The sequence below is a fragment of the Sphingobium cupriresistens genome, assembly GCF_004152865.1.
GTDB classification, from domain to species: Bacteria; Pseudomonadota; Alphaproteobacteria; order Sphingomonadales; family Sphingomonadaceae; genus Sphingobium; species Sphingobium cupriresistens.
The window spans coordinates 26,046-45,491 of the sequence record NZ_SEOO01000011.1; the positions used below are offsets into that span (position 1 = coordinate 26,046).

The 19,446-nt window shown below is 64.2% G+C and carries 18 protein-coding genes and 1 tRNA gene; 11 read left to right on the forward strand and 8 right to left on the reverse strand.

Annotated features, from left to right (window positions below; all coding sequences use genetic code 11):
* Positions 1-12 precede the first annotated feature (12 nt).
* The 3 genes from glyA (at position 13) to EWH12_RS08455 (ending at position 3,085) form a co-directional block, all read left to right on the forward strand.
* Positions 13-1,314: a serine hydroxymethyltransferase gene (glyA, locus tag EWH12_RS08445; protein ID WP_066603023.1), complete on the forward strand. Its 1,302-nt coding sequence runs from the start codon at positions 13-15 to the stop codon at positions 1,312-1,314.
* Between the two features lie 118 nt (positions 1,315-1,432).
* Positions 1,433-1,894, forward strand: a complete 462-nt coding sequence (nrdR, locus tag EWH12_RS08450) for a transcriptional regulator NrdR (RefSeq protein WP_056681966.1) — start codon at positions 1,433-1,435, stop codon at positions 1,892-1,894.
* Positions 1,895-2,014: 120 nt separating this feature from the next.
* On the forward strand, positions 2,015-3,085 hold the full coding sequence (locus tag EWH12_RS08455; protein ID WP_129926301.1) for a TrmH family RNA methyltransferase: 1,071 nt from the start codon (positions 2,015-2,017) through the stop codon (positions 3,083-3,085).
* A gap of 20 nt (positions 3,086-3,105) precedes the next feature.
* Here the strand turns inward: EWH12_RS08455 and EWH12_RS08460 are convergent, their stop codons facing one another.
* Positions 3,106-3,402 (reverse strand): chorismate mutase, encoded by a 297-nt coding sequence (locus tag EWH12_RS08460; RefSeq protein ID WP_129926302.1) that lies wholly within the window; start codon positions 3,400-3,402, stop codon positions 3,106-3,108.
* A 190-nt stretch (positions 3,403-3,592) separates the two neighbouring features.
* Here EWH12_RS08460 and rpsD point away from each other — a divergent pair, with 190 nt between their 5' ends.
* The gene (gene rpsD, locus EWH12_RS08465; protein ID WP_066603027.1) at positions 3,593-4,207 is read left to right on the forward strand and encodes a 30S ribosomal protein S4; all 615 of its coding nucleotides are present in this window, start codon (positions 3,593-3,595) and stop codon (positions 4,205-4,207) included.
* Between the two features lie 71 nt (positions 4,208-4,278).
* Here the strand turns inward: rpsD and EWH12_RS08470 are convergent, their stop codons facing one another.
* Positions 4,279-4,443, reverse strand: a complete 165-nt coding sequence (locus EWH12_RS08470) for a hypothetical protein (RefSeq protein WP_330219415.1) — start codon at positions 4,441-4,443, stop codon at positions 4,279-4,281.
* A gap of 75 nt (positions 4,444-4,518) precedes the next feature.
* Here EWH12_RS08470 and EWH12_RS08475 point away from each other — a divergent pair, with 75 nt between their 5' ends.
* Positions 4,519-6,207, forward strand: coding sequence for a M28 family peptidase (locus EWH12_RS08475; protein ID WP_129926303.1), 1,689 nt, complete (start codon positions 4,519-4,521; stop codon positions 6,205-6,207).
* Positions 6,208-6,218: 11 nt separating this feature from the next.
* On the opposite strand, the gene EWH12_RS08480 is transcribed toward EWH12_RS08475, so the two are convergent.
* Positions 6,219-6,671, reverse strand: coding sequence for a DUF6265 family protein (locus EWH12_RS08480; protein WP_066603033.1), 453 nt, complete (start codon positions 6,669-6,671; stop codon positions 6,219-6,221).
* A gap of 98 nt (positions 6,672-6,769) precedes the next feature.
* On the opposite strand from EWH12_RS08480, the gene EWH12_RS08485 reads away from it, so the two are divergent.
* The 6 genes from EWH12_RS08485 (at position 6,770) to EWH12_RS08510 (ending at position 10,086) form a co-directional block, all read left to right on the forward strand.
* A complete protein-coding gene (locus EWH12_RS08485) occupies positions 6,770-7,756 on the forward strand; it encodes an agmatine deiminase family protein (RefSeq protein WP_129926304.1) in 987 nt (328 codons plus the stop codon).
* Between the two features lie 17 nt (positions 7,757-7,773).
* A complete protein-coding gene (gene aguB, locus EWH12_RS08490) occupies positions 7,774-8,622 on the forward strand; it encodes an N-carbamoylputrescine amidase (protein WP_129926305.1) in 849 nt (282 codons plus the stop codon).
* Positions 8,623-8,835, forward strand: a complete 213-nt coding sequence (locus EWH12_RS08495; protein ID WP_129926306.1) for a hypothetical protein — start codon at positions 8,623-8,625, stop codon at positions 8,833-8,835.
* 17 nt (positions 8,836-8,852) lie between these two features.
* On the forward strand, positions 8,853-9,323 hold the full coding sequence (gene folK, locus EWH12_RS08500; RefSeq protein ID WP_242495993.1) for a 2-amino-4-hydroxy-6-hydroxymethyldihydropteridine diphosphokinase: 471 nt from the start codon (positions 8,853-8,855) through the stop codon (positions 9,321-9,323).
* A 42-nt stretch (positions 9,324-9,365) separates the two neighbouring features.
* Positions 9,366-9,441 (forward strand) — tRNA-Lys (locus tag EWH12_RS08505).
* A gap of 75 nt (positions 9,442-9,516) precedes the next feature.
* Complete coding sequence (locus tag EWH12_RS08510) at positions 9,517-10,086, forward strand: NUDIX domain-containing protein (RefSeq protein WP_066603053.1); 570 nt, start codon at positions 9,517-9,519, stop codon at positions 10,084-10,086.
* Here EWH12_RS08510 and glgX read toward each other — a convergent pair.
* From glgX to EWH12_RS08535, 5 genes are all read right to left on the reverse strand, one after another.
* On the reverse strand, positions 10,067-11,938 hold the full coding sequence (glgX, locus tag EWH12_RS08515) for a glycogen debranching protein GlgX (RefSeq protein ID WP_242495994.1): 1,872 nt from the start codon (positions 11,936-11,938) through the stop codon (positions 10,067-10,069). The genes EWH12_RS08510 and glgX overlap by 20 nt on opposite strands.
* Entirely contained in the window at positions 11,935-13,383 is a 1,449-nt protein-coding gene (glgA, locus tag EWH12_RS08520; protein WP_129926308.1) for a glycogen synthase GlgA, read from the reverse strand. Before glgA ends, glgX begins: the two co-directional genes overlap by 4 nt.
* Positions 13,384-13,391: 8 nt before the next feature.
* Positions 13,392-14,651: a glucose-1-phosphate adenylyltransferase gene (gene glgC / locus EWH12_RS08525; RefSeq protein ID WP_066603060.1), complete on the reverse strand. Its 1,260-nt coding sequence runs from the start codon at positions 14,649-14,651 to the stop codon at positions 13,392-13,394.
* Between the two features lie 63 nt (positions 14,652-14,714).
* Positions 14,715-16,877 carry a 1,4-alpha-glucan branching protein GlgB gene (gene glgB, locus EWH12_RS08530; protein WP_129926309.1) on the reverse strand — a complete coding sequence of 721 codons (2,163 nt, stop codon included), beginning with the start codon at positions 16,875-16,877 and terminating at the stop codon, positions 14,715-14,717.
* Between the two features lie 18 nt (positions 16,878-16,895).
* Entirely contained in the window at positions 16,896-19,364 is a 2,469-nt protein-coding gene (locus EWH12_RS08535) for a glycogen/starch/alpha-glucan phosphorylase (protein WP_129926310.1), read from the reverse strand.
* Positions 19,365-19,446: the final 82 nt, after the last annotated feature.

The following is a 19,446-nucleotide window of genomic DNA, read 5'->3' on the forward strand; positions in this document are numbered from 1 at the left end:
AAGGAAGTTTCGATGAGCACAGACACCCTCGCCCCCGCCATCCGCCAGGACGGCTTCTTCAGCGAAGCCCTCGCCAGCGCGGACCCGGAAATCTTCGGCGCTTGTCGCAATGAGCTGAAGCGCCAGCAGGACAAGATCGAACTGATCGCGTCCGAGAACATCGTGTCGAAGGCGGTGCTGGAAGCGGCCGGTTCCATCTTCACCAACAAATATGCCGAAGGCTATCCGGGCAAGCGCTATTATGGCGGCTGCGAATATGCCGATGTGGTCGAGACGCTGGCGATCGAACGCGCGAAAGAGCTGTTCGGCGCCAACTTCGCCAACGTCCAGCCCAATAGCGGCAGCCAGATGAACCAAGCGGTGTTCCTGGCGCTGCTCCAGCCGGGCGACACCTTCATGGGCCTCGACCTGTCGTCGGGCGGCCATTTGACGCACGGGTCGCCGGTCAACATGTCGGGCAAGTGGTTCAAGCCGGTCGCCTATGGCGTGCGCGCGGACGATCATCTGATCGATATGGACGAGGTCGCCCGCATAGCGCGCGAATGCAAGCCAAAGCTCATCATCTGCGGCGGCACGGCCTATTCGCGCGTGTGGGACTTCAAGCGCTTCCGCGAAATCGCCGACGAGGTTGGCGCCTATCTGCTGGCCGACATGTCGCACTTCTCCGGCCTGGTCGCGGGCGGCGCGCATCCCTCGCCCGTCCCTTACGCCCATGTCACCACCACCACGACGCACAAGTCGCTGCGTGGCCCGCGTTCAGGCATCGTCCTGACCAATGACGAAGCGATCGCCAAGAAGATCAACAGCGCCATCTTCCCCGGTATGCAGGGCGGCCCGCTGATGCACATCATCGCGGCCAAGGCGGTGGCGTTCAAGGAAGCGCTGACGCCCGAATTCAAAGCCTATGCCCATCAGATCGTCGCCAACGCCCGCGCGCTGAGCGAGACGCTGGCCGATGCCGGCCTGTCGATCGTGTCGGGCGGCACCGACAATCATCTGATGCTGGTCGACCTGCGCGCCAAGAACACCACCGGCAAGGCCGCGGAAAAGGCGCTCGATCGCGCCTATATCACCTGCAACAAGAATAACGTCCCGTTCGACACGGCCAGCCCGTTCGTCACGTCGGGTGTCCGTTTGGGTACGCCAGCGGGCACGACGCGCGGCTTCCGCGAGGAAGAATTCCGCGAAATCGGCCGCCTGATCGCCGAGGTCGTGGAAGGCCTCAAGCGCAATGGCGACGAAGGCGATGGCCAGGTCGAGCAGCATGTGCGGGAAAAGGTGCTGGGCCTGACCGCGCGCTTCCCGATTTATTGACCCACACACCGTTCGCCCTGAGCGAAGTCGAAGGGCTTCACTGAACGAAGTGAAGTACCTTCGCTTCGCTCAGGCGACGGCTTCGACAGGCTCAGCCCGAACGGAGTGATATAATCCCATGCGCTGCCCTTTCTGCGCCCATGAAGACAGCCAGGTGAAGGACAGCCGGCCGACGGAAGATGGCAACGCCATCCGCCGCCGCCGCCAGTGCGAAGCCTGCGGCGCGCGCTTCACCACCTTCGAGCGCATCCAGTTGCGCGACATCTGGGTGGTGAAGAGCGAGGGGCGCAAGGAAGCGTTCGAGCGCGACAAGCTGGCCCGCTCCATCGGCATCGCCTGCCGCAAGCGGCCGATCGACCCTAGCCGCCTGGAAAAGCTGATCTCCGGCATCCAGCGCCAGTTGGAAACCAGCGGCGACAGCGAAGTCCCCGCCCGCGCGATCGGCGAAATGGTGATGGAAGGGCTCAAACGCCTCGACAGCGTCGCCTATATCCGCTTCGCCAGCGTCTATAAGGACTTCACCGACGCCAAGGATTTCGAGGAATTTGCAGGAACGGTGAAGGAAGTCGGGCGGGAATAGCAGCTCCTACCTGATCCCTCTCCGTTCGGTTCGAACGAAGTCGAAGGCTTCTCTTCCCTCCGCCGTTCGTCCTGAGTAGCCATTGAGCGAAGTCGAAATGGCGTATCGAAGGACCATAGAATGACGTTCCATGCCTATATGTTGCGATGCGCAGACGGCAGCTATTATCTGGGGCATACAGATAATCTGGAGCAACGTGTCGCACAGCACCATTCAGGGGACATTCCTGGATATACGCAGAGCCGTCGCCCGGTCGCTCTGGTCTGGAGCCAGGATTTCGGCACACGAGACGAAGCGCTTTCCGCCGAACAACAAATTAAGGGCTGGTCGCGAAAAAAGAAGGAAGCGTTGATCGTCGGGGATTGGGACGCAATCCGACAGGCGGCGCGCAAATCCTTCGATACGGGGCTTCGACAAGCTCAGCCCCTACTCAGGATGAACGGAAATATGAACGAAGTTGCCCCCCTCCCCCCCGTCATCGTCCCCCCCGTCATCGTTCTGGTCCGCCCGCAACTGGGCGAGAATATCGGGAAGGCCGCGCGCGCGATGCTGAATTTCGGGCTGACCGACATGCGGCTGGTGACCCCGCGCGACGGCTGGCCCAATCCCGATGCCGGCCCGGCGGCGGCCGGCGCGGACTTCATCCTCGATAAGGCGCAGGTGTTCGAAACGCTGGCCGATGCGGTCGCGGACTGCGCGCATGTCTATGCCACCACGGTCCGCAAGCGCGGCGTGACCAAGCCGGTCGTGACACCGGAGGAGGCCGCGCGCGAAATCCATACAGCGCAGGGCCGCGCCGCCTATGTCTTCGGGCCGGAGCGGTCGGGACTGGAGACGGAGGATGTCGCGGTCGCGCGCAAGATCCTGACCGTGCCGATCAACCCGGAATTCGGGTCGCTCAATCTGGCGCAGGCGGTGATCCTGTGCGCCTATGAATGGTCGAAACAAGCCGATCTGGCACAGCCCACCATCACCGATCTGGGCGAACCTGCGCCACAGGCGGAACTGGAGGGCATGATCGAGCAGCTCGATGCGCTGCTGGTGAAGGTCGGCTATTTCTTCCCGCCCGACCGCGCCGGCGCGACCCGACTGACGCTGCGCAACCTGCTGACCAAGCCGGGCTGGAACCATCTGGAGGTACGGACGCTGCGTGGCGTGCTGTCGCATTTGAACCGGCCACGCGAACGCTGAATGCCCCCCTTCCGGGCAGTTTACCCCCGCGTCCGGTCAAACTCCGCCATTTCATAAGCGATAGACGCTTCGACCAGCTCTTCCCACATCCCCGCGATCAGGTCGCAGGGCACGCCCAAAGCCTCCGCCTCGGCGCAGGCATTGGCGATCACCTCCGCCTTGCGCGCTTCGTCGCGCACGGCGCTGCGGTTCGGCTTTATCCGGGCGGCGGCGCGCATATGGGCGAAGCGCTGGGCCAGCAGGGCGACGATCTGGCGATCGAGATTGTCGACGCCGGCGCGCACCTGCGCCATGGTGGAAAAATGTTCGGGAGTCATGCCTGCGGAATTAAGCTGCCGCCGCCATCGTGTCGAGACTTGACTCGCCGGCCTCTTCTGGTCATAGGCGCGCCTTCGCAATTGGCTCCGCATCCCGGTGAAGCGGTGGCCCTGCCCCTGAGCGATCAAACGCAAAACGGACGTAGGCGATACCGGGAATCACGTTGTTAGCAATTACTAGGAATTATCTATGACGAAGCGCACCAGCGCCAAGTACAAGCTCGACCGTCGCATGGGCGAGAATATCTGGGGCCGCCCCAAGTCGCCTGTCAACAAGCGCGAATATGGTCCCGGTCAACACGGCCAGCGCCGCAAGGGCAAGATGTCCGACTACGGCATCCAGCTGCGCGCCAAGCAGAAGCTCAAGGGCTATTATGGCGACATCACCGAGAAGCAGTTCAAGAAGAACTATTTCGAAGCCAGCCGCATGAAGGGCGACACCGGCCAGAACCTGATCGGCCTGCTGGAGCGTCGCCTGGACGCCGTCGTGTACCGCGCCAAGTTCGCGCCGACCATTTTCTCGGCCCGTCAGATCGTGTCCCACGGCCACATCTATGTGAACGGCGTGAAGTGCAACATCGCGTCGCGTCTGGTGAAGCCGGGCGATGAAATCACCCTGGGCAAGAAGGCGCAGGAAATGGCGCTGGTTCTGGAAGCGCAGAACCTGCCTGAGCGTGACATCCCCGACTATGTCGCCCCCGACGGCGCCGCCAAGGTCAGCTATGTCCGCGTGCCCACGCTGGACGAAGTGCCTTACCCGGTGAAGATGGAACCGAACCTGGTCGTCGAATTCTATTCGCGTTAATCGGTTTTCCGAGCATAGCTACAAAGAAGGGCGGCCCTGCAAAGGAGCCGCCCTTCTTCTTTGCCCTAACGCTACAAGGGAAAAGGTCGCCCCCGTTGCCCGTCATTTCCGGCCGCCAGCAGGAAGTCGGCGCTCTTCTGCAGCATGTCCGCGCGTGCGTCGCTGTCGACCAGGCTATGCTCCAATCCGTCATAGATGACGAGTTGGCTGCGCTTGCCGCGCCCTCCAGCTTGCATTAGCAACCACCTTGCTTGCCCTTCTTCCCGCGCGGTGGCATCACTTGATCATTCGTACAATAAAGGGTGACTTCCATGCGTAGCTCCATCGCGGCGATCGCCGCCGTTCTTGCCCTGTCGGCCTGCGCGACCGACGGCGCCGACACCCCGCCCACCGCGGCATCCGCCACGCCGCCTGCCGCAGCTACCGCAGAACCGTCGATCGATACGATGAAGCGACTGGTGCAAGAGCTGTCCTCCGACGCCTATGAGGGCCGCGCGCCAGGTTCGCCCGGCGAGGAGAAAACGCTGGCGCTGCTGGCCGCGGAATTCGGCAAGCTGGGCCTCAAGCCCGGCAACAAGGGCAGCTGGTTTCAGGACGTGCCGCTGGTCGAGATCAATGCGAAGAATGTCTCGCCGCTCAGCTTCACCGGGGGCAAGAGCGCCGTCACCGCCGCCTATGGCCCGGAAATGGTGATCGGCACCTATCGCACCACCCAGCCGAAGATCGCGATCAAGGACAGCCCGGTGGTGTTCGTGGGCTATGGCATCAACGCGCCCGAAAAGGGGTGGAACGACTATGCCGGGCTGGATGTGAAGGGCAAGACGGTCATCATCCTGGTCAATGATCCCGATTATGAGACGCCGGGGTTGTCCGGCCCGTTCAATGGCCGGGCGATGACCTATTATGGCCGCTGGACCTATAAATATGAGGAAGCCGCGCGGCAGGGCGCGGCCGCCGCGATCATCGTGCATGACACTGTGCCGGCCGCCTATGGCTGGAATGTCGTGCAATCGAGCTGGACCGGAGCGCAGCATGTCGCCGACAGCGCCAACGGCAATGCCGGACAGAGCCAGGCGATCGGCTGGATTCAGAAGGAAAAGGCCGCCGCCCTGTTCGCCAGCGCGGGCCTGAACCTGGACGCGCAGATGGCTGCGGCGAAAAAGCCGGGCTTCAAGGCGGTGTCGCTGACGGGCGTGAAGGCCAATGTGTCCTTCGACAACGACCTGCGCAAACATATGTCGAAAAATGTCGTGGCGTTGCTGCCGGGCAAGACGCGGCCGGACGAATATGTCCTCTACAGCGCGCATTGGGATCACCTCGGCCATTGCCAGGCGGCGCCCGACGGCGACGACATCTGCAATGGCGCGGTGGACAATGCCACCGGCACGGCGGCACTGGTGGCGCTGGCGCAGGCCAATGTGCAGGCCGGGCCGACCGACCGCAGCCAGGTGTTCCTGGCGGTGACGGCCGAGGAATCGGGGCTGCTGGGATCGGCATATTATGGCAACAATCCGGTCTTCCCCTTCGCCAAGACGGTGGGCGGCGTGAACATGGACGCCTTGAGCGTCGCGGGCCTCGCCAGGAATGTCGTGGTGATCGGCAAGGGCAAGTCGCAGCTTGACGCCTATCTGGACCGGGCGTTGAGCGCGCAAGGCCGGGTATCGACGCTGGAGCCTACCCCGGAAAAGGGCTTCTACTATCGTTCCGACCATTTCAGCTTCGCCAAGCACGGCTTGCCGATGCTCTATTTCGAGGGCGGCGAGGATCTGGTGAAGGGCGGCGCCGCTGCGGGATTGGCCGCGGCGGAGGATTATACCAAGAACCGCTATCATGGCCCCAAGGACGAATATGATCCCAATTGGGACTGGACCGGGGTGCTGGCGGACCTGAAGCTCTATTACAGCGTAGGTCGCGACCTGGCGACCACGACCGACTGGCCCAACTGGGTGGACGGCGACGAATTCCGCGCCATTCGCGACAAGGATCGCGTGGGGAAGTAGAGGGAAGCGACCTATTCCCCGGCCGGGGAATAGGTCCAATTCTGCGCCTGGCTGCCATCCATCCTGGCGGTTTCCGCCATCAGCAGCCGCCCCTCGCGCCAGTAGCGGATGCGCTGGGGATAATCATGGTTCGGGTTGGCGAAGCTTATATCCCGCACCCCTTCCGCGACGACCGGGAAGATCGTTGCTGGCCCGCCTTCGGGCGCACCGTGGAAAGCCAGCGATCCGTCGGCCGCGCGCACGATGCGCATGACCTCCCAAGAGCGCAGCGTTTCCCCGCGCCCTGTTCGCCCGACGCCGATCATCGTGCCGCCACGCGGCAGGGTCCACACCTCCTCGGTCCAGCGATCGTCTCTCTGTTGCAGCCATTCGCCGGTCAGCCAGTCGGGCAACTCACCCGAATTGCTAATGGTCGGCAGCACCAGCAGCAGCGCCGCGGCAAGGATCGAAACTTGTCTCTTCATGATCTTCGCCCTCTGTCCACACGCTATCTGGCACGCTATGGAGCGCGCGCAACCCCCGCTATCACGGATCGGCGCCCTGCCGAGCAAGGATAAACGCCATGACTTTCCGTATGCCCGCCGAATGGGCGCCGCATGACTGGACCTGGATCGGCTTTCCGACCAACCCCGCCGAATGGCCCGGCGCGTTGGAGGAGGCGCGCGAACAGATCGCCGCCTTCGCCAGCGCCCTCCATGCCGACGGCAAGGGCGAGGAGGTGCGCCTGGTCGTCGCCAATGAAGCCGACGCGATCGCCGCTCGCGCGTTGGTGGCGCCGGGCGTATCGGTCATCGTCCACAGGCTGGGCGACGTATGGCTGCGCGACACCGCGCCGATCGCGGTGCTGAACGGCGCAGGAAGTCGCGCACTGGTCGATTTCGGCTTCAACGGCTGGGGCGGCAAGTACCGGATGCCGGGCGACGAGGATATCGGCGCGCGGCTGGCTGCGACCACCGATATGCCCGTTTCCACCCAGCATTGGGTGTTCGAAGGCGGCGCGATCGACACCGACGGCACCGGCCTGTTCGTGACGACCGAACAATGCCTGCTCAATCCCAATCGCAACCCGGACCTGGACCGCGGCAAGATCGAGACGCTGCTTGCCGGCGCGCTGGGCCTGTCGGACATGCTGTGGCTGGGCGACGGTTTGCTGAACGATCATACCGACGGCCATGTCGACAATCTTGCCCGCTTCGTCGCGCCGGGCAAGCTGGCGCTGCCGATCGCGACGACCGATGACGATCCCAACGCCGCCCTCTACGCCGACGCCCGCGGCCGCGCGAAGGCGCATGGCGTCGACGTGGTGGACGTCCCCTCCCCCGGCCTGGTGCTGGTGGATGGGGAGGCGATCCCGGCCAGCTACATGAATTTCTATGTCGGCAACGCCGCCGTCATCGTGCCGATCTATGGCCAGCCCAATGATCAGGCTGCGCTCGATGCCTTCCGCCCTTTCTTTCCGGGCCGGGATATTGTCGGGCTGCGCAGTGACGCCATATTGTCCGGCGGCGGCAGCTTCCATTGTTGCAGCCAGCAAATGCCATCCGTCTGATAGATTCAGGGACAGACATGACCAAAGTGACCGTAGCCGCGCTGCAACTCAGCTTTTCCGACGATATGGGCGAGAATATCGCCAAGGTTGCGGACCATGTGCGCAAGGCCGCCAGCCGCGGCGCGAAGATCATCCTGCCGCCCGAACTGTTCGAAGGGCCGTATTTCTGCCGGGTTGAAGACGAAGCGCTGTTCGCCAGCGCCCAGCCGACCGACACCCATCCCGCGGTGCAGGAAATGCGCAAGCTGGCGAAGGAACTGGGCGTCTATATCCCCACCAGCTTTTTCGAGCGCGACGGCCATCATCATTACAACTCGCTCGCGATGATCGATGACGCGGGCGAGATTATGGGCGTCTATCGCAAGAGCCATATTCCCGACGGTCCGGGCTATGAGGAAAAATATTATTTCCGCCCCGGCAATACGGGGTTCAAGGTGTGGTCGACCAAATATGGCACCATCGGCGTCGGCATCTGCTGGGACCAATGGTATCCCGAAACCGCGCGCTGCATGGCGCTGATGGGGGCGGAGATGCTCTTCTACCCCACCGCGATCGGCTCCGAACCCTATGACAGCGATCTGGACACCAGCCGCATGTGGCGCCGGGCGATGATCGGCCATGCGGTCAGCAACTGTATGCCGGTGATCGCCGCCAACCGCATCGGGGACGAGGAAGGCCAGCTCTTCTACGGCCACAGCTTCATCACCGACGAATGGGGCGATTTCGCCGCCGAAGCGGACGCAAAGGATCAGGGCGCGCTGGTGGCGACGCTGGACCTGGCCAAGGCGCGCACCCACCGCGCCGGCATGGGCTTCTTCCGCGATCGTCGGCCGGAGCTTTACGGCCGGATCGCGCAGGATATCTGAATGGATGCGATCGATCAGCCTGACGATCTCAGCCGGCCGCAAAAGAGGCTGCTGAAGCGCTTATATAATGGGCGGACCGTCCCGGTCATGGCGGACGATCGCCCCTTCCTCCGCTATAAGGATGCGGCGCTCTATCTGCTGTCCCTACCCAGCGACGCGCGCGAGACCGCCTATGCCCAGATGAAGGCGCAGGCCAGGGATGGCGTTCGATAGACGCGCGCCACCTCTATGTGCTGGCGCTGGGATCGAACCGGCCGCTGTCCTCCCGCCGCGCGCCCGCGCGGCTGCTGGCGGAGGCGATAGCGCTGATCGGCGAACAGGCGCGGGTGCTGCGCATCGCGCCCACGCTCTCCACCCCGCCGCTCGGCCCATCGGCCCGCCGCTTCGCCAATAGTGCGATTCTGGTCGAAAGCGCGCTGTCCCCGCCCGCGATGCTGGCAATGCTTCAGCGCATAGAAAACAGGCTGGGCCGCCGCCGCTATCGCCGCTGGGGCGCGCGCAGCCTCGATATCGACATCATCCTCTGGTCGGGCGGCCGATGGCGCAGCCGGACGCTGACCATACCCCATGCCGCCTATCGCACCCGCAGCTTCGTCCTGACCCCGCTGCTGGCGGTGGCACCGGACTGGCGCGACCCGCATCTGGCGATCACCGTCCGCCATCTTCATGCGCGACTGCAAAAAGCCGCGCCAAAGTGTTGACCATCCGCCCCGCCGCCTTTAGGGCAGCCTCCACCGCTTCGGGGGTCCATAGCTCAGTCGGTAGAGCAACTGACTTTTAATCAGTAGGTCGCTGGTTCGAACCCAGCTGGACTCACCATTTCCCGTGATGGGCGCATCTTCATTGGCGCCCTGCCGCCGCTGTATTAAGGCGAGGCGGAACCGGAGCGCGCCGATGACCATCATCCTTTCGACAACACCGATCTATCAGGGCTGGCTCAACCTGCTGCTGGTGGCGATGCGAGCACCCGATGGCGCGGCGTTCGATCGGCATGTCGTGGAGATGCGCCGCGCCGTCGCCATATTGCCCTATGATCCCGATCGCCGGGTCGCGCTGGTCGTGTCGATGCCGCGCACCCCGGTCATGCTGGCGGGATTGCCCGACATGCTGGAGCCGATCGCCGGCATATTGGAGGATGAACCCGCCAATTGCGCCCGGCGCGAGGCGCTGGAGGAAGCGGGCGTCCGGCTGGGCGATCTCTTTCATCTCGGACAAATCTGGAGCATTCCCAGCGTCGTGACCGAGAAGATCGACTATTATCTGGCCGAATATCGCGCGGAGGACCGTATCGCCGCGGGCGGCGGGCTGGCCGAGGAGCAGGAACATATCACCGTCCACGAACTGCCGCTGGACGATCTTTGGACGCGGTTCGCCGACAAGCGGATCGGCGACGGCAAGCTGGCGATCACGCTGATGGCGTTGCGGCTGCGGCGACCGGACCTGTTCAGCGTGCCGGTCGCCTGATCACCACCGCGCGCGCCGCCACTTCGACCGCATCATCGGGCAAATGGAAGCGGCAGGGTTGCGCGGCGCCATTGACGCAGATCGCGACCCCGCTCGCGCGATAGCGCAGCGTCAGGCGGCGGCGTGAGGGGTCTTCCCACTGGCCGACGGTCAGCGCCCGCCCATCTTCGTCCAGCCATTCGACGTCAGCGTCGGACAATAGCACCACGCCGCGCAGATCGGTCAGCTGCGCTCGCAGCGCCGCCAGCGCGAAGCTATGCGCCTCCAGATCGCGATTGCGCCCGTCCCAATCGATCCATCCGATCGCATTATCCTGCGCATAGGCGTTGTTGTTGCCGTGCTGGCTGCGGCCAAACTCGTCACCTGCGGTCAGCATGATCATACCGCGTGATGCGAACAAAGTGGACAGCAGCGCCTTGCCGTCGCGGATCCGCGCGGCCTGCACCGCCGGGTCGTCGCTCGGTCCCTCCACGCCATTATTCCAGCTGAAATTCTCGCCATGGCCATCGCGATTCTGCTCGCCATTGGCGTCGTTGCGCCGCTGTTCATAGGCGGTCAGGTCGGCCAGGGTGAAGCCGTCATGGGCCGCCAGGAAATTGACGCTGCGGGTCGCGCCATCGCTGAAAATGTCTGATGACCCAGCCAACCGCGTCGCGAATGCCCCCAGCGTTCCCCCATCGCCGCGCCAGAAACGACGCATGTCGTCGCGATAACGGTCATTCCATTCCAGCCACCCCTCGCCGAAATTACCCAGTTGATAGCCGCCCGGCCCGATGTCCCAGGGTTCGGCGATCATTATGCGGTCCGCCAGCAATGGATCTGCGCGCATCTCATCTAGCAGCGGAGCGTGGGGATCGAAGCCGTCCGCCATCCGCCCCAGCGCAGGGCCAAGGTCGAAACGGAAACCGTCGATCCCGGCCTGCGCCACGAAGTAGCGCAGCGAATCGAGGATCAGGCGGCGCGCAACCGGCGCGTTGCAGGCGATACTGTTACCCGTGCCGGTGTCGTTGACCAGCCGCCCATCGGCTTCATGGCGGAAATAACCGCGCGCATCCAGCCCGCGCAGCGACAGGGTCGGCCCTTGGCAGTCGCTTTCGCCGTCATGATTATAGACCATGTCGAGGATCACGCCGATCCCGGCCTGATGCAGCGCCGCCACGGCTCCACGCAACTCCGCCATGCCGCCCGGCGCCAACCGCGGATCGATCGCGAAATAGCTGACCGGATTATAGCCCCAGGCGTTGGTGAGGCCGAGCGGCCCCAGATGCCGCTCGTCGATCCAGGCATTGATCGGCATCAGCTCGATCGCCGACACATGCAGGCTTTGGAGATGCGCGATCACCGCCGGATGGGCGAGCGCGGCGATGGTGCCGCGCTGCGCTTCCGGCACATCGGGATGCAGCATGGTGAAGCCGCGCACCTGCACTTCGTAGATCAGCCCGCCTGACGCGAAGCGGGGCGGTTCCGGAGGCGGCGGCTCGACGGCCGCCGCCACGACGCCCTTGGGCACCAGCGGCGCGGTGTCGCCCCCCTGCCCACGCCGCGCGCCCAGCGCCGGATCATAATGGAACGCCCGGTCGATCGCCGGCGCATAGGGATCGAGCAGCAGCTTGTCGGGATCGAACCACAGGCCCGCGCCCGGATCATAGGGACCATCGGCGCGCAAGCCATAGCGCGCGCCCGCGCCCACGTGGGCCGCTTCGACATGCCAGCAGCCATCGGCATCGCGCAGCATCGGCAGGCGGACCTCGCCATCGTCGCTATCGAACAGGCAAAGCCACAATTGGGCCGCGTCGGGGGACCAGACGCAAAAACGGGTGCCGCTTGGCCCCACCAACACGCCCGGCTTCACGCCGCCTCCGCCATCAGCGCACGATAAAGGTCGGCATATTTCGCCGCGCTATGGCGCCAGGAGAAGTCGGCGCGCATTCCGGCGCGCTGCATCGCCTGCCACGCCAGCTTGTCGCCGTGCAGATCGATCAGCCGGTTGATCGCGCCATGCAGCGCCAGCGGATCGGACGGCATGAAGACGATGCCCGTCGCCGCGCCTGCGCCCACCGCGGCCTCATTGGCGTCGATCACCGTGTCCGCCAGCCCACCGACCCGCGCCACCACCGGCACGCAGCCATAGCGTAGCGCATACAACTGGGTCAGGCCGCACGGTTCGAAGCGCGAGGGGATCAATATAGCGTCGCCACCCGCCTGCATCAGGTGCGACAGCGGCTCGTCATAGCCGATCTGCACGCCGATCCGCCCCCGATGCCGGTCCGCCGCGCCCAGCAGCGCGCCTTCCAGCGGATGATCGCCCGATCCCAGCACGGCCAGCTTGCCGCCCATCGCGACCAGATGTTCGGCCGCGTCGATCATCATGTCCATGCCCTTCTGCCAGGTCAGGCGACTGACGATGATGCAGATCGGCGCGCCGTCATGGTCCAGCCCAAAGCGCCGTTCGAGCGCGCGGCGGTTCGCCGCCCGGCCGCCCAGTGCGCGCGCGCTGTACGGCTTGGCGATCAGGCCGTCGGTCGCCGGGTTCCAGATGTCGGTATCGACGCCATTCAATATGCCGTGCAGCCGGTCGACCCGGCCGTTGATCAGGCCATCCAGCCCCATGCCATGGACCGCGGACCGGATTTCCTGTGCATAGGTTGGGCTGACCGTGGTGATCGCGTCGGCCGAAACAAGGCCCGCTTTCAGATAGCCGGTGCCGCCATAATATTCGACGCCGTCCACGCCCCAGGCTTCGGGCGGCAGACCAAGGTCGGGGAAGATGCCCGCGCTATATCGCCCCTGAAAGGCCAAATTGTGGATCGTCACGACCTTGGGCACCTGCGCCGCCGGGCCGAAACGCATATAGGCGGCGGTCATCGCCGCCTGCCAGTCATGGACATGGACGATGTCGGGCCGCCAGCCCTTCACCCCGTCCGCCGCGATGTCCGCCCCTGCGCGCGACAGCGCGGCGAAGCGCCGCCAATTGTCGTTCCAGTCATTGCCGCCGTGATCGCCATAGGGGCCACCTTCGCGCGCGAAAAAGTCCGGCGCGTCCAGCACCAGCAAATCCAAGCCATCGACCGTCGCGGCCAGCACGCTGGCGCGCGCGCCGAACAGGGCGTCGTAGCGGCGCACCGCTTTCGCCTTGCCCAGCCGGGCGATGACAGCAGGATAGCCGGGCACCAGCGTGCGTACCTGCACCCCCTGCCCCGCCAGCGCGCCGGGCAGCGCGCCCGCGACATCGGCCAGCCCCCCGGTCTTGATCAGCGGATAGATTTCGGATGCGACCGACAGCAGCTTGATCGTCATGGCGCGGGTCAGGCGACCAGCCGGTCGATCATCGGCTGCGTCACCAGGCATATGCCGCTGTCGGTGCGGCGGAAACGCTGCGCATCCTCTTCGGGATGTTCGCCGATGATGAGCCCCGGCGGGATGATGATCCCGGAGTCGAGCACGCATTTATGCAGCCGCGCCCCGCGCCCGATCTCGCAATCGGGCATGATGACGCTTTCCGTCACCGACGAGAAGCTGTGGGTGCGCACCCCCGAAAACAGCAGGCTGCGATGCAGCGAGGAGCCGGACACGATACACCCGCCCGCCACCAGCGAGGATGTGGCCGAACCCCGGCGACCATCTTCGTTATGGACGAACTTGGCCGGCGGCGTGACTTCCGAATAGGTCCAGAGCGGCCAGCTGCGATCATAGAGGTCCAGGCTGGGCACTACGTCGGTCAGGTCGACGCTCGCCTGCCAATAGGCGTCGATCGTGCCGACATCGCGCCAGTAAGGCTCCAGCTCGCTTTCGGCGCGGACGCAGCTGCTGGAGAAGCGATGCGCCACCGCTTTGCCATGCTTGACGATATAGGGGATGATGTCGCCGCCGAAATCGCGCTTGCTCTTGGGATCATCGGCGTCGCGGCGAAGCTGTTCGATCAGGAATTTGGTCTGGAAGACGTAGATGCCCATCGACGCCAGCGCCATGTCCGGCTGGCCGGGAATGCCCGGCGGGTTTTTGGGCTTTTCGATGAAGTCGGTGATGACGTCCTTCTCATCGACATGCATGACGCCAAAGCCGACCGCCTCCATCCGTGGCACCTCCAGGCATCCGACGGTGACGTCCGCGCCACTGTCGACATGCTGTTGCAGCATCAGCTCATAGTCCATCTTGTAGACATGGTCGCCGGCCAGCAGCACCATATATTCGGGCGCATAGCTTTCGATGATGTCGATATTCTGGAACACCGCATCGGCGGTGCCTTCATACCACTGGCTTTCCGACACGCGCTGGCTGGCGGGCAAGATGTCGAAGCTTTCATTGCGTTCAGGGCGCAGGAAGTTCCAGCCGCGTTGCAGATGCCGGATCAGCGAATGGGCCTTATATTGGGTCGCAACGCCGATGCGGCGGATGCCGCTGTTGAGCGCATTGGACAAAGCGAAATCGATGATCCGCGCCTTGCCGCCGAAATGGACGGCGGGTTTCGCGCGCTTGTCGGTCAGTTCCGCCAACCGGCTGCCACGTCCGCCGGCCAGCACATAGGCCATGGCGTCACGCGCGATCGGCTGATGTCTCGTCTGCATTAAGCCTCTCCTTGCGTTGCCCGCTATCGCCTGCACATGACTGCCTGCACGCGCCGTCCGTGTTCAATAATCCAATTCCAGCATCAAGGTTGCAAAGGGCGGGATGGTGATGTTCGCCCATCCTTCCTCGTCCGCCTGCACCTGTCCCATATTGCCCGCGCCGCCGCCGCCATAATCGGCCGCGTCGCTGTTCACTATTTCCCGCCAGCGCCCGCCCGACGGCAGGCGTATGCGATAGCCATGGCGGAGCATCGGGGTGAAATGGCTGATGATGACGATCGGCCGGACGCCGGGCGCGCGCCGTTGCCAGGCGAAGATCGAATCCGCCGCGCCATCCACCAGCACCCATTCGAACCCTTCCGGCTCACAATCGCGCTCATGCAGCGCCGGGCGGGAGCGGTAGAGATGGTTGAGATCGCTCACCAGCCGCTGCACGCCCAGATGCGGGCCATGGTCGAGCAGATCCCAGTCGAGCGGGCGCTCCTCGCTCCATTCGTCGCGCTGGGCGAATTCCTGCCCCATGAACAGCAGCTTCTTGCCGGGATAGCCCCACATAAAGCCATAATAGGCCCGCAGCGTCGCGAATTTCTGGGCATCGTCGCCCGGCATCTTGTGCAACAGCGAGGCCTTGCCATGCACCACCTCGTCATGGCTCAGCGCGAGCACGAAATTTTCGGTAAAGGCGTAGAGCAGACCGAAGGTGATATCGTCATGATGATGGGCGCGATGCACCGGGTCGCGCTGCAGATAGCGCAGCGTGTCGTGCATGAAGCCCATATTCCATTTGAAGCCGAAGCCCAGCCCGCCGGTGTGGACGGGTTTCGACACGCCGGGCCAGCTGGTCGATTCCTCCGCAATGGTCACGATGCCGGGCTGCGCGCCATACAGCGCCTTGTTCATCTGCTGAAGGAAGGCCACCGCCTCCACATTTTCCCGGCCGCCATGGTCGTTGGGCACCCATTCGCCGGGCTTGCGCGAATAATCGAGGTAGAGCATCGAGGCGACCGCGTCGACGCGCAGGCCATCGACATGATAGCGTTCGGCCCAGAACAGCGCATTGTTGACCAGATATTGCGATACTTCGCGCCTGCCGAAATTATAGATGGCGGTGTTCCAGTCGGGGTGGAACCCCTTGCGCGGGTCGGCATGTTCGTAGAGCGCTGTCCCGTCGAAATGCGCCAGCCCATGTTCGTCGGTCGGGAAATGCGCCGGCACCCAGTCCAGAATGACGCCGACCCCCGCCCGATGCGCCCCGTCCACAAAGCGCGCGAACCCCGCCGGATCGCCGAACCGCGCAGTCGGCGCATACAGGCCCAGCGTCTGATATCCCCAACTGGGATCATAGGGATATTCGCTGATCGGCAGAAATTCGATATGAGTGAAGCCCATGCCGACGACATAGGGGATCAGGCGGTTGGCCAGTTCGTCCCAACTGAGAAAATCGCCCGCGTCGTCGCGCTGCCATGACCCGGCATGGACTTCGTAGATCGACACGGGCTGACGACGCGCGTCGGTGGTGCGCCAATGTTGGCGATGCCGGTCGTCGCCCCATTTGTGATCCAGCGGCGGCGCGACGATCGATGCGGTGGAGGGCCGCAATTCGCTCTGGAAGGCATAGGGATCGGCCTTGAGCGGCAGGCGCACGCCGTCCGCGCCGATGATTTCGAACTTGTACGCGCTGCCAGGCCCAACTTCGGGCAGGAAAATCTCCCACAGGCCCGCATCGACGCGACGACGCATCAGACCGCGCCGCCCATCCCAGCGGTTGAAGTCGCCCACCACCGACACGCGCCGCGCATTGGGCGCCCAGACCGCGAAATGCGTGCCCTCGACCCCCTCATGAGTCATGAAATGGGCGCCCAACTTGTCGAACAGGCGGCCGTGCGATCCTTGCGCCAGATAATGATCGTCCATCGGCCCCAGCACCGGCCCGAAGCCATAAGGATCGACCAACGCATAGCTGCCGCCATCCCCAAAGGTGGCGACATAGCGCAGCGGCTGGCGCTTGCGGATCGCGACCTTGCCGAAGAACAGCCCGTCGCCATGGACCTGCGCCAGATCGCCGACCGGTTTGCGGTCCAGCGTCTGCGCCGTCACGCTGACCGCTTCGGGCATCAACAGGCAGGCGGTGAAATCTTTGTTCGCCGGATGCACGCCAAGCGTGGCGAAGGGATCGTCGTCAAGGCCCGTGACCAGCCGGTCGATCTGTTCCGGCGTCAACGCCACCCTATCCCTCGCTTACGCTCATGACGTGATCTTCCAGATGTCGGCCGCATATTCGCGGATCGTGCGGTCGGACGAGAACCATCCCATGCGCGCGACATTGTGAATGGCCTTCTTCGCCCAGAGCGACTGGTCCATCCAGAGCGCATCGACCTGCCGCTGGGCCGCGGAATAGCTGTCGAAATCGGCCGCGACCATGAACCAGTCATGATCATATAATCCCTGCACCAACCCCTTGTAGCGGTCCGGGTCGTCGGGCGAAAAGACGCCGCTGGCGATCGCATCGAGCGCCTGCCCCAGTTCGCGGCTCTGACCGATCACATCGCGCGGGACATAGCCGCTGGCGCGCTGGTCGTTCACCTCCTGCGCCGTCAGGCCGAAGATGATGATATTATCCGCGCCCACATGATCGCGCATTTCGACATTGGCGCCGTCCAGCGTGCCGATGGTCAGCGCGCCATTGACCGCGAACTTCATGTTGCCGGTGCCGGACGCTTCCATGCCCGCGGTCGAAATCTGTTCGGAAAGGTCGGCGGCTGGGATCATCACCTCCGCCATGGACACATTATAATTGGGCACGAATTGCAGCTTGAGCAGCCCCTGGACCGCCGGGTCGTGATTAACCGCGCGGGCGACGTCACCCGCCAGTTTGATGATGAGCTTCGCATTATGATAGCTGGACGCCGCCTTGCCGCCAAACAGCTTGACCCGCGGCACCCAGTCCTTTTCCGGGTGCGACCGGATCTGGTCGTAGAGCGACACGGCTTCCACGATGTTGAGCAACTGCCGCTTATATTCGTGGATGCGCTTGATCTGGATGTCGAACAGCGCGGCGGGGTCGATCCGGGCATTGAACCGCTTGCGCAGCAAGTCCGACAGGGAGCCCTTGTTGGCGCGCTTCACCGCCAGAAACTTCTCCTGAAACGCTCTGTCGTCGGCGAAGGCGTCCAGATCGCGCAGCGCTTGCGCGTCGTCCAGGAAACGGTCGCCGATCGCCTCGCGGATGAGGCCGGTCAGACCTGGATTGCACTGCATCAGCCAGCGGCGGAAAGTGACGCCGTTGGTCTTGTTGTTGATCCGCGTGGGATAGAGTGTGTGCAGGTCGGCAAAGACCGTGACCTTCATCAGATCGGTATGCAGCGCCGACACGCCATTGACGCTGTGCGACCCGGCGAAGGCGAGGTTGCCCATGCGCACGCGCCGGTCGCCGCCTTCGTCGATCAGCGATATCGTGCCGATCGCATCGTCGGTGAACTGCCCGGATCGCCGGGCCTCCCCCAGCAGGCGGCTGTTGATCGCATAGACGATCTGCATATGCCGGGGCAGCAGTCGTTCGAACAGCGGCACCGGCCAGCTTTCCAGCGCTTCGGGCAGCAAGGTGTGGTTGGTGTAGCTGAAGGTGCGCCGGGTGATGTCCCACGCCTCGGCGAAATCCACGCCATGATCGTCCAGCAGGATGCGCATCAGCTCCGCCACCGCCACTGCGGGATGGGTGTCGTTGAGCTGGATCGCCGCCTTGTCCGGGAGGGTCAGGATGCTACCGAAATATTGGATGTGCCGCCGGACGATGTCCTGCAACGAGGCGGAGGAGAAGAAATATTCCTGCCGCAGCCGCAATTCCTGCCCCGCCGCGGAACTGTCGGCGGGATAGAGGACGCGGGTCAGCGATTCCGCCCGGTTGCTCTCGGCCAGCGCGCCCATATGGTCGCCGGCATTGAACTTGTCGAGCAGGATAGGATCGATCGGCTGCGCTTCCCAGAGGCGCAGCGTATTGATGCGCTTGCCGCGCCAGCCCGCGATCGGCGTGTCATAGGGGGTGGCGATGACGCGCTCGGCCGGCCGCCAGCGCATCTGGTGCGGCCCGGCATCCTCGCCCTCGGCCGGATCGACCCGTCCGCCAAAGCCGATCTCGTAACTCGCCTCGCGCCGCTCAAACTCCCACGGATTGCCGTGCGCCAGCCAGTTTTCTGGCAGTTCGACCTGCCAGCCGTCGCTGATCTCCTGCCGGAACATGCCGTTCACATAGCGGATGCCATAGCCATAGGCCGGCACGTCGACTGTCGCCATGCTTTCCATGAAGCAGGCCGCCAGCCGCCCCAGCCCGCCATTGCCCAGCGCCGCGTCCGGTTCCAGCGCGGCGATGATGTCGATATCGACCCCCAGAGAGGCAAGCGCCGCCTGCATGTCATCCAGCATTTCCATGTTGGACGCCGCATCGCGCATCAGCCGGCCGATCAGAAATTCCAGGGACAGATAATAAACCCGCCGTCCTTCTTCCTCATAGGTTTTTTGGGTCGAGGTGATCCAGGCGTCGATCACCCGATCACGGATCGCCAGGATGACGGCGTGGAGCCAGTCATGCGGCTTGGCCGCGGCCGCATTCTTGCCGATGCGATAGGTCAGGCGCTCGACAATTTCATGGGCCAGGACTTCCGGGTCCACCTGCCGCGGTGCGGGTATGGGAAGCTTGGTCTGGCCCTTGAGATTCACAGGCGCGGTCCCCCTTCGCTGAGTCGGACCCGATGATGACACAGCCCCCCGCGCCGCGCCATGCACATTTTTGCAGCGCAGC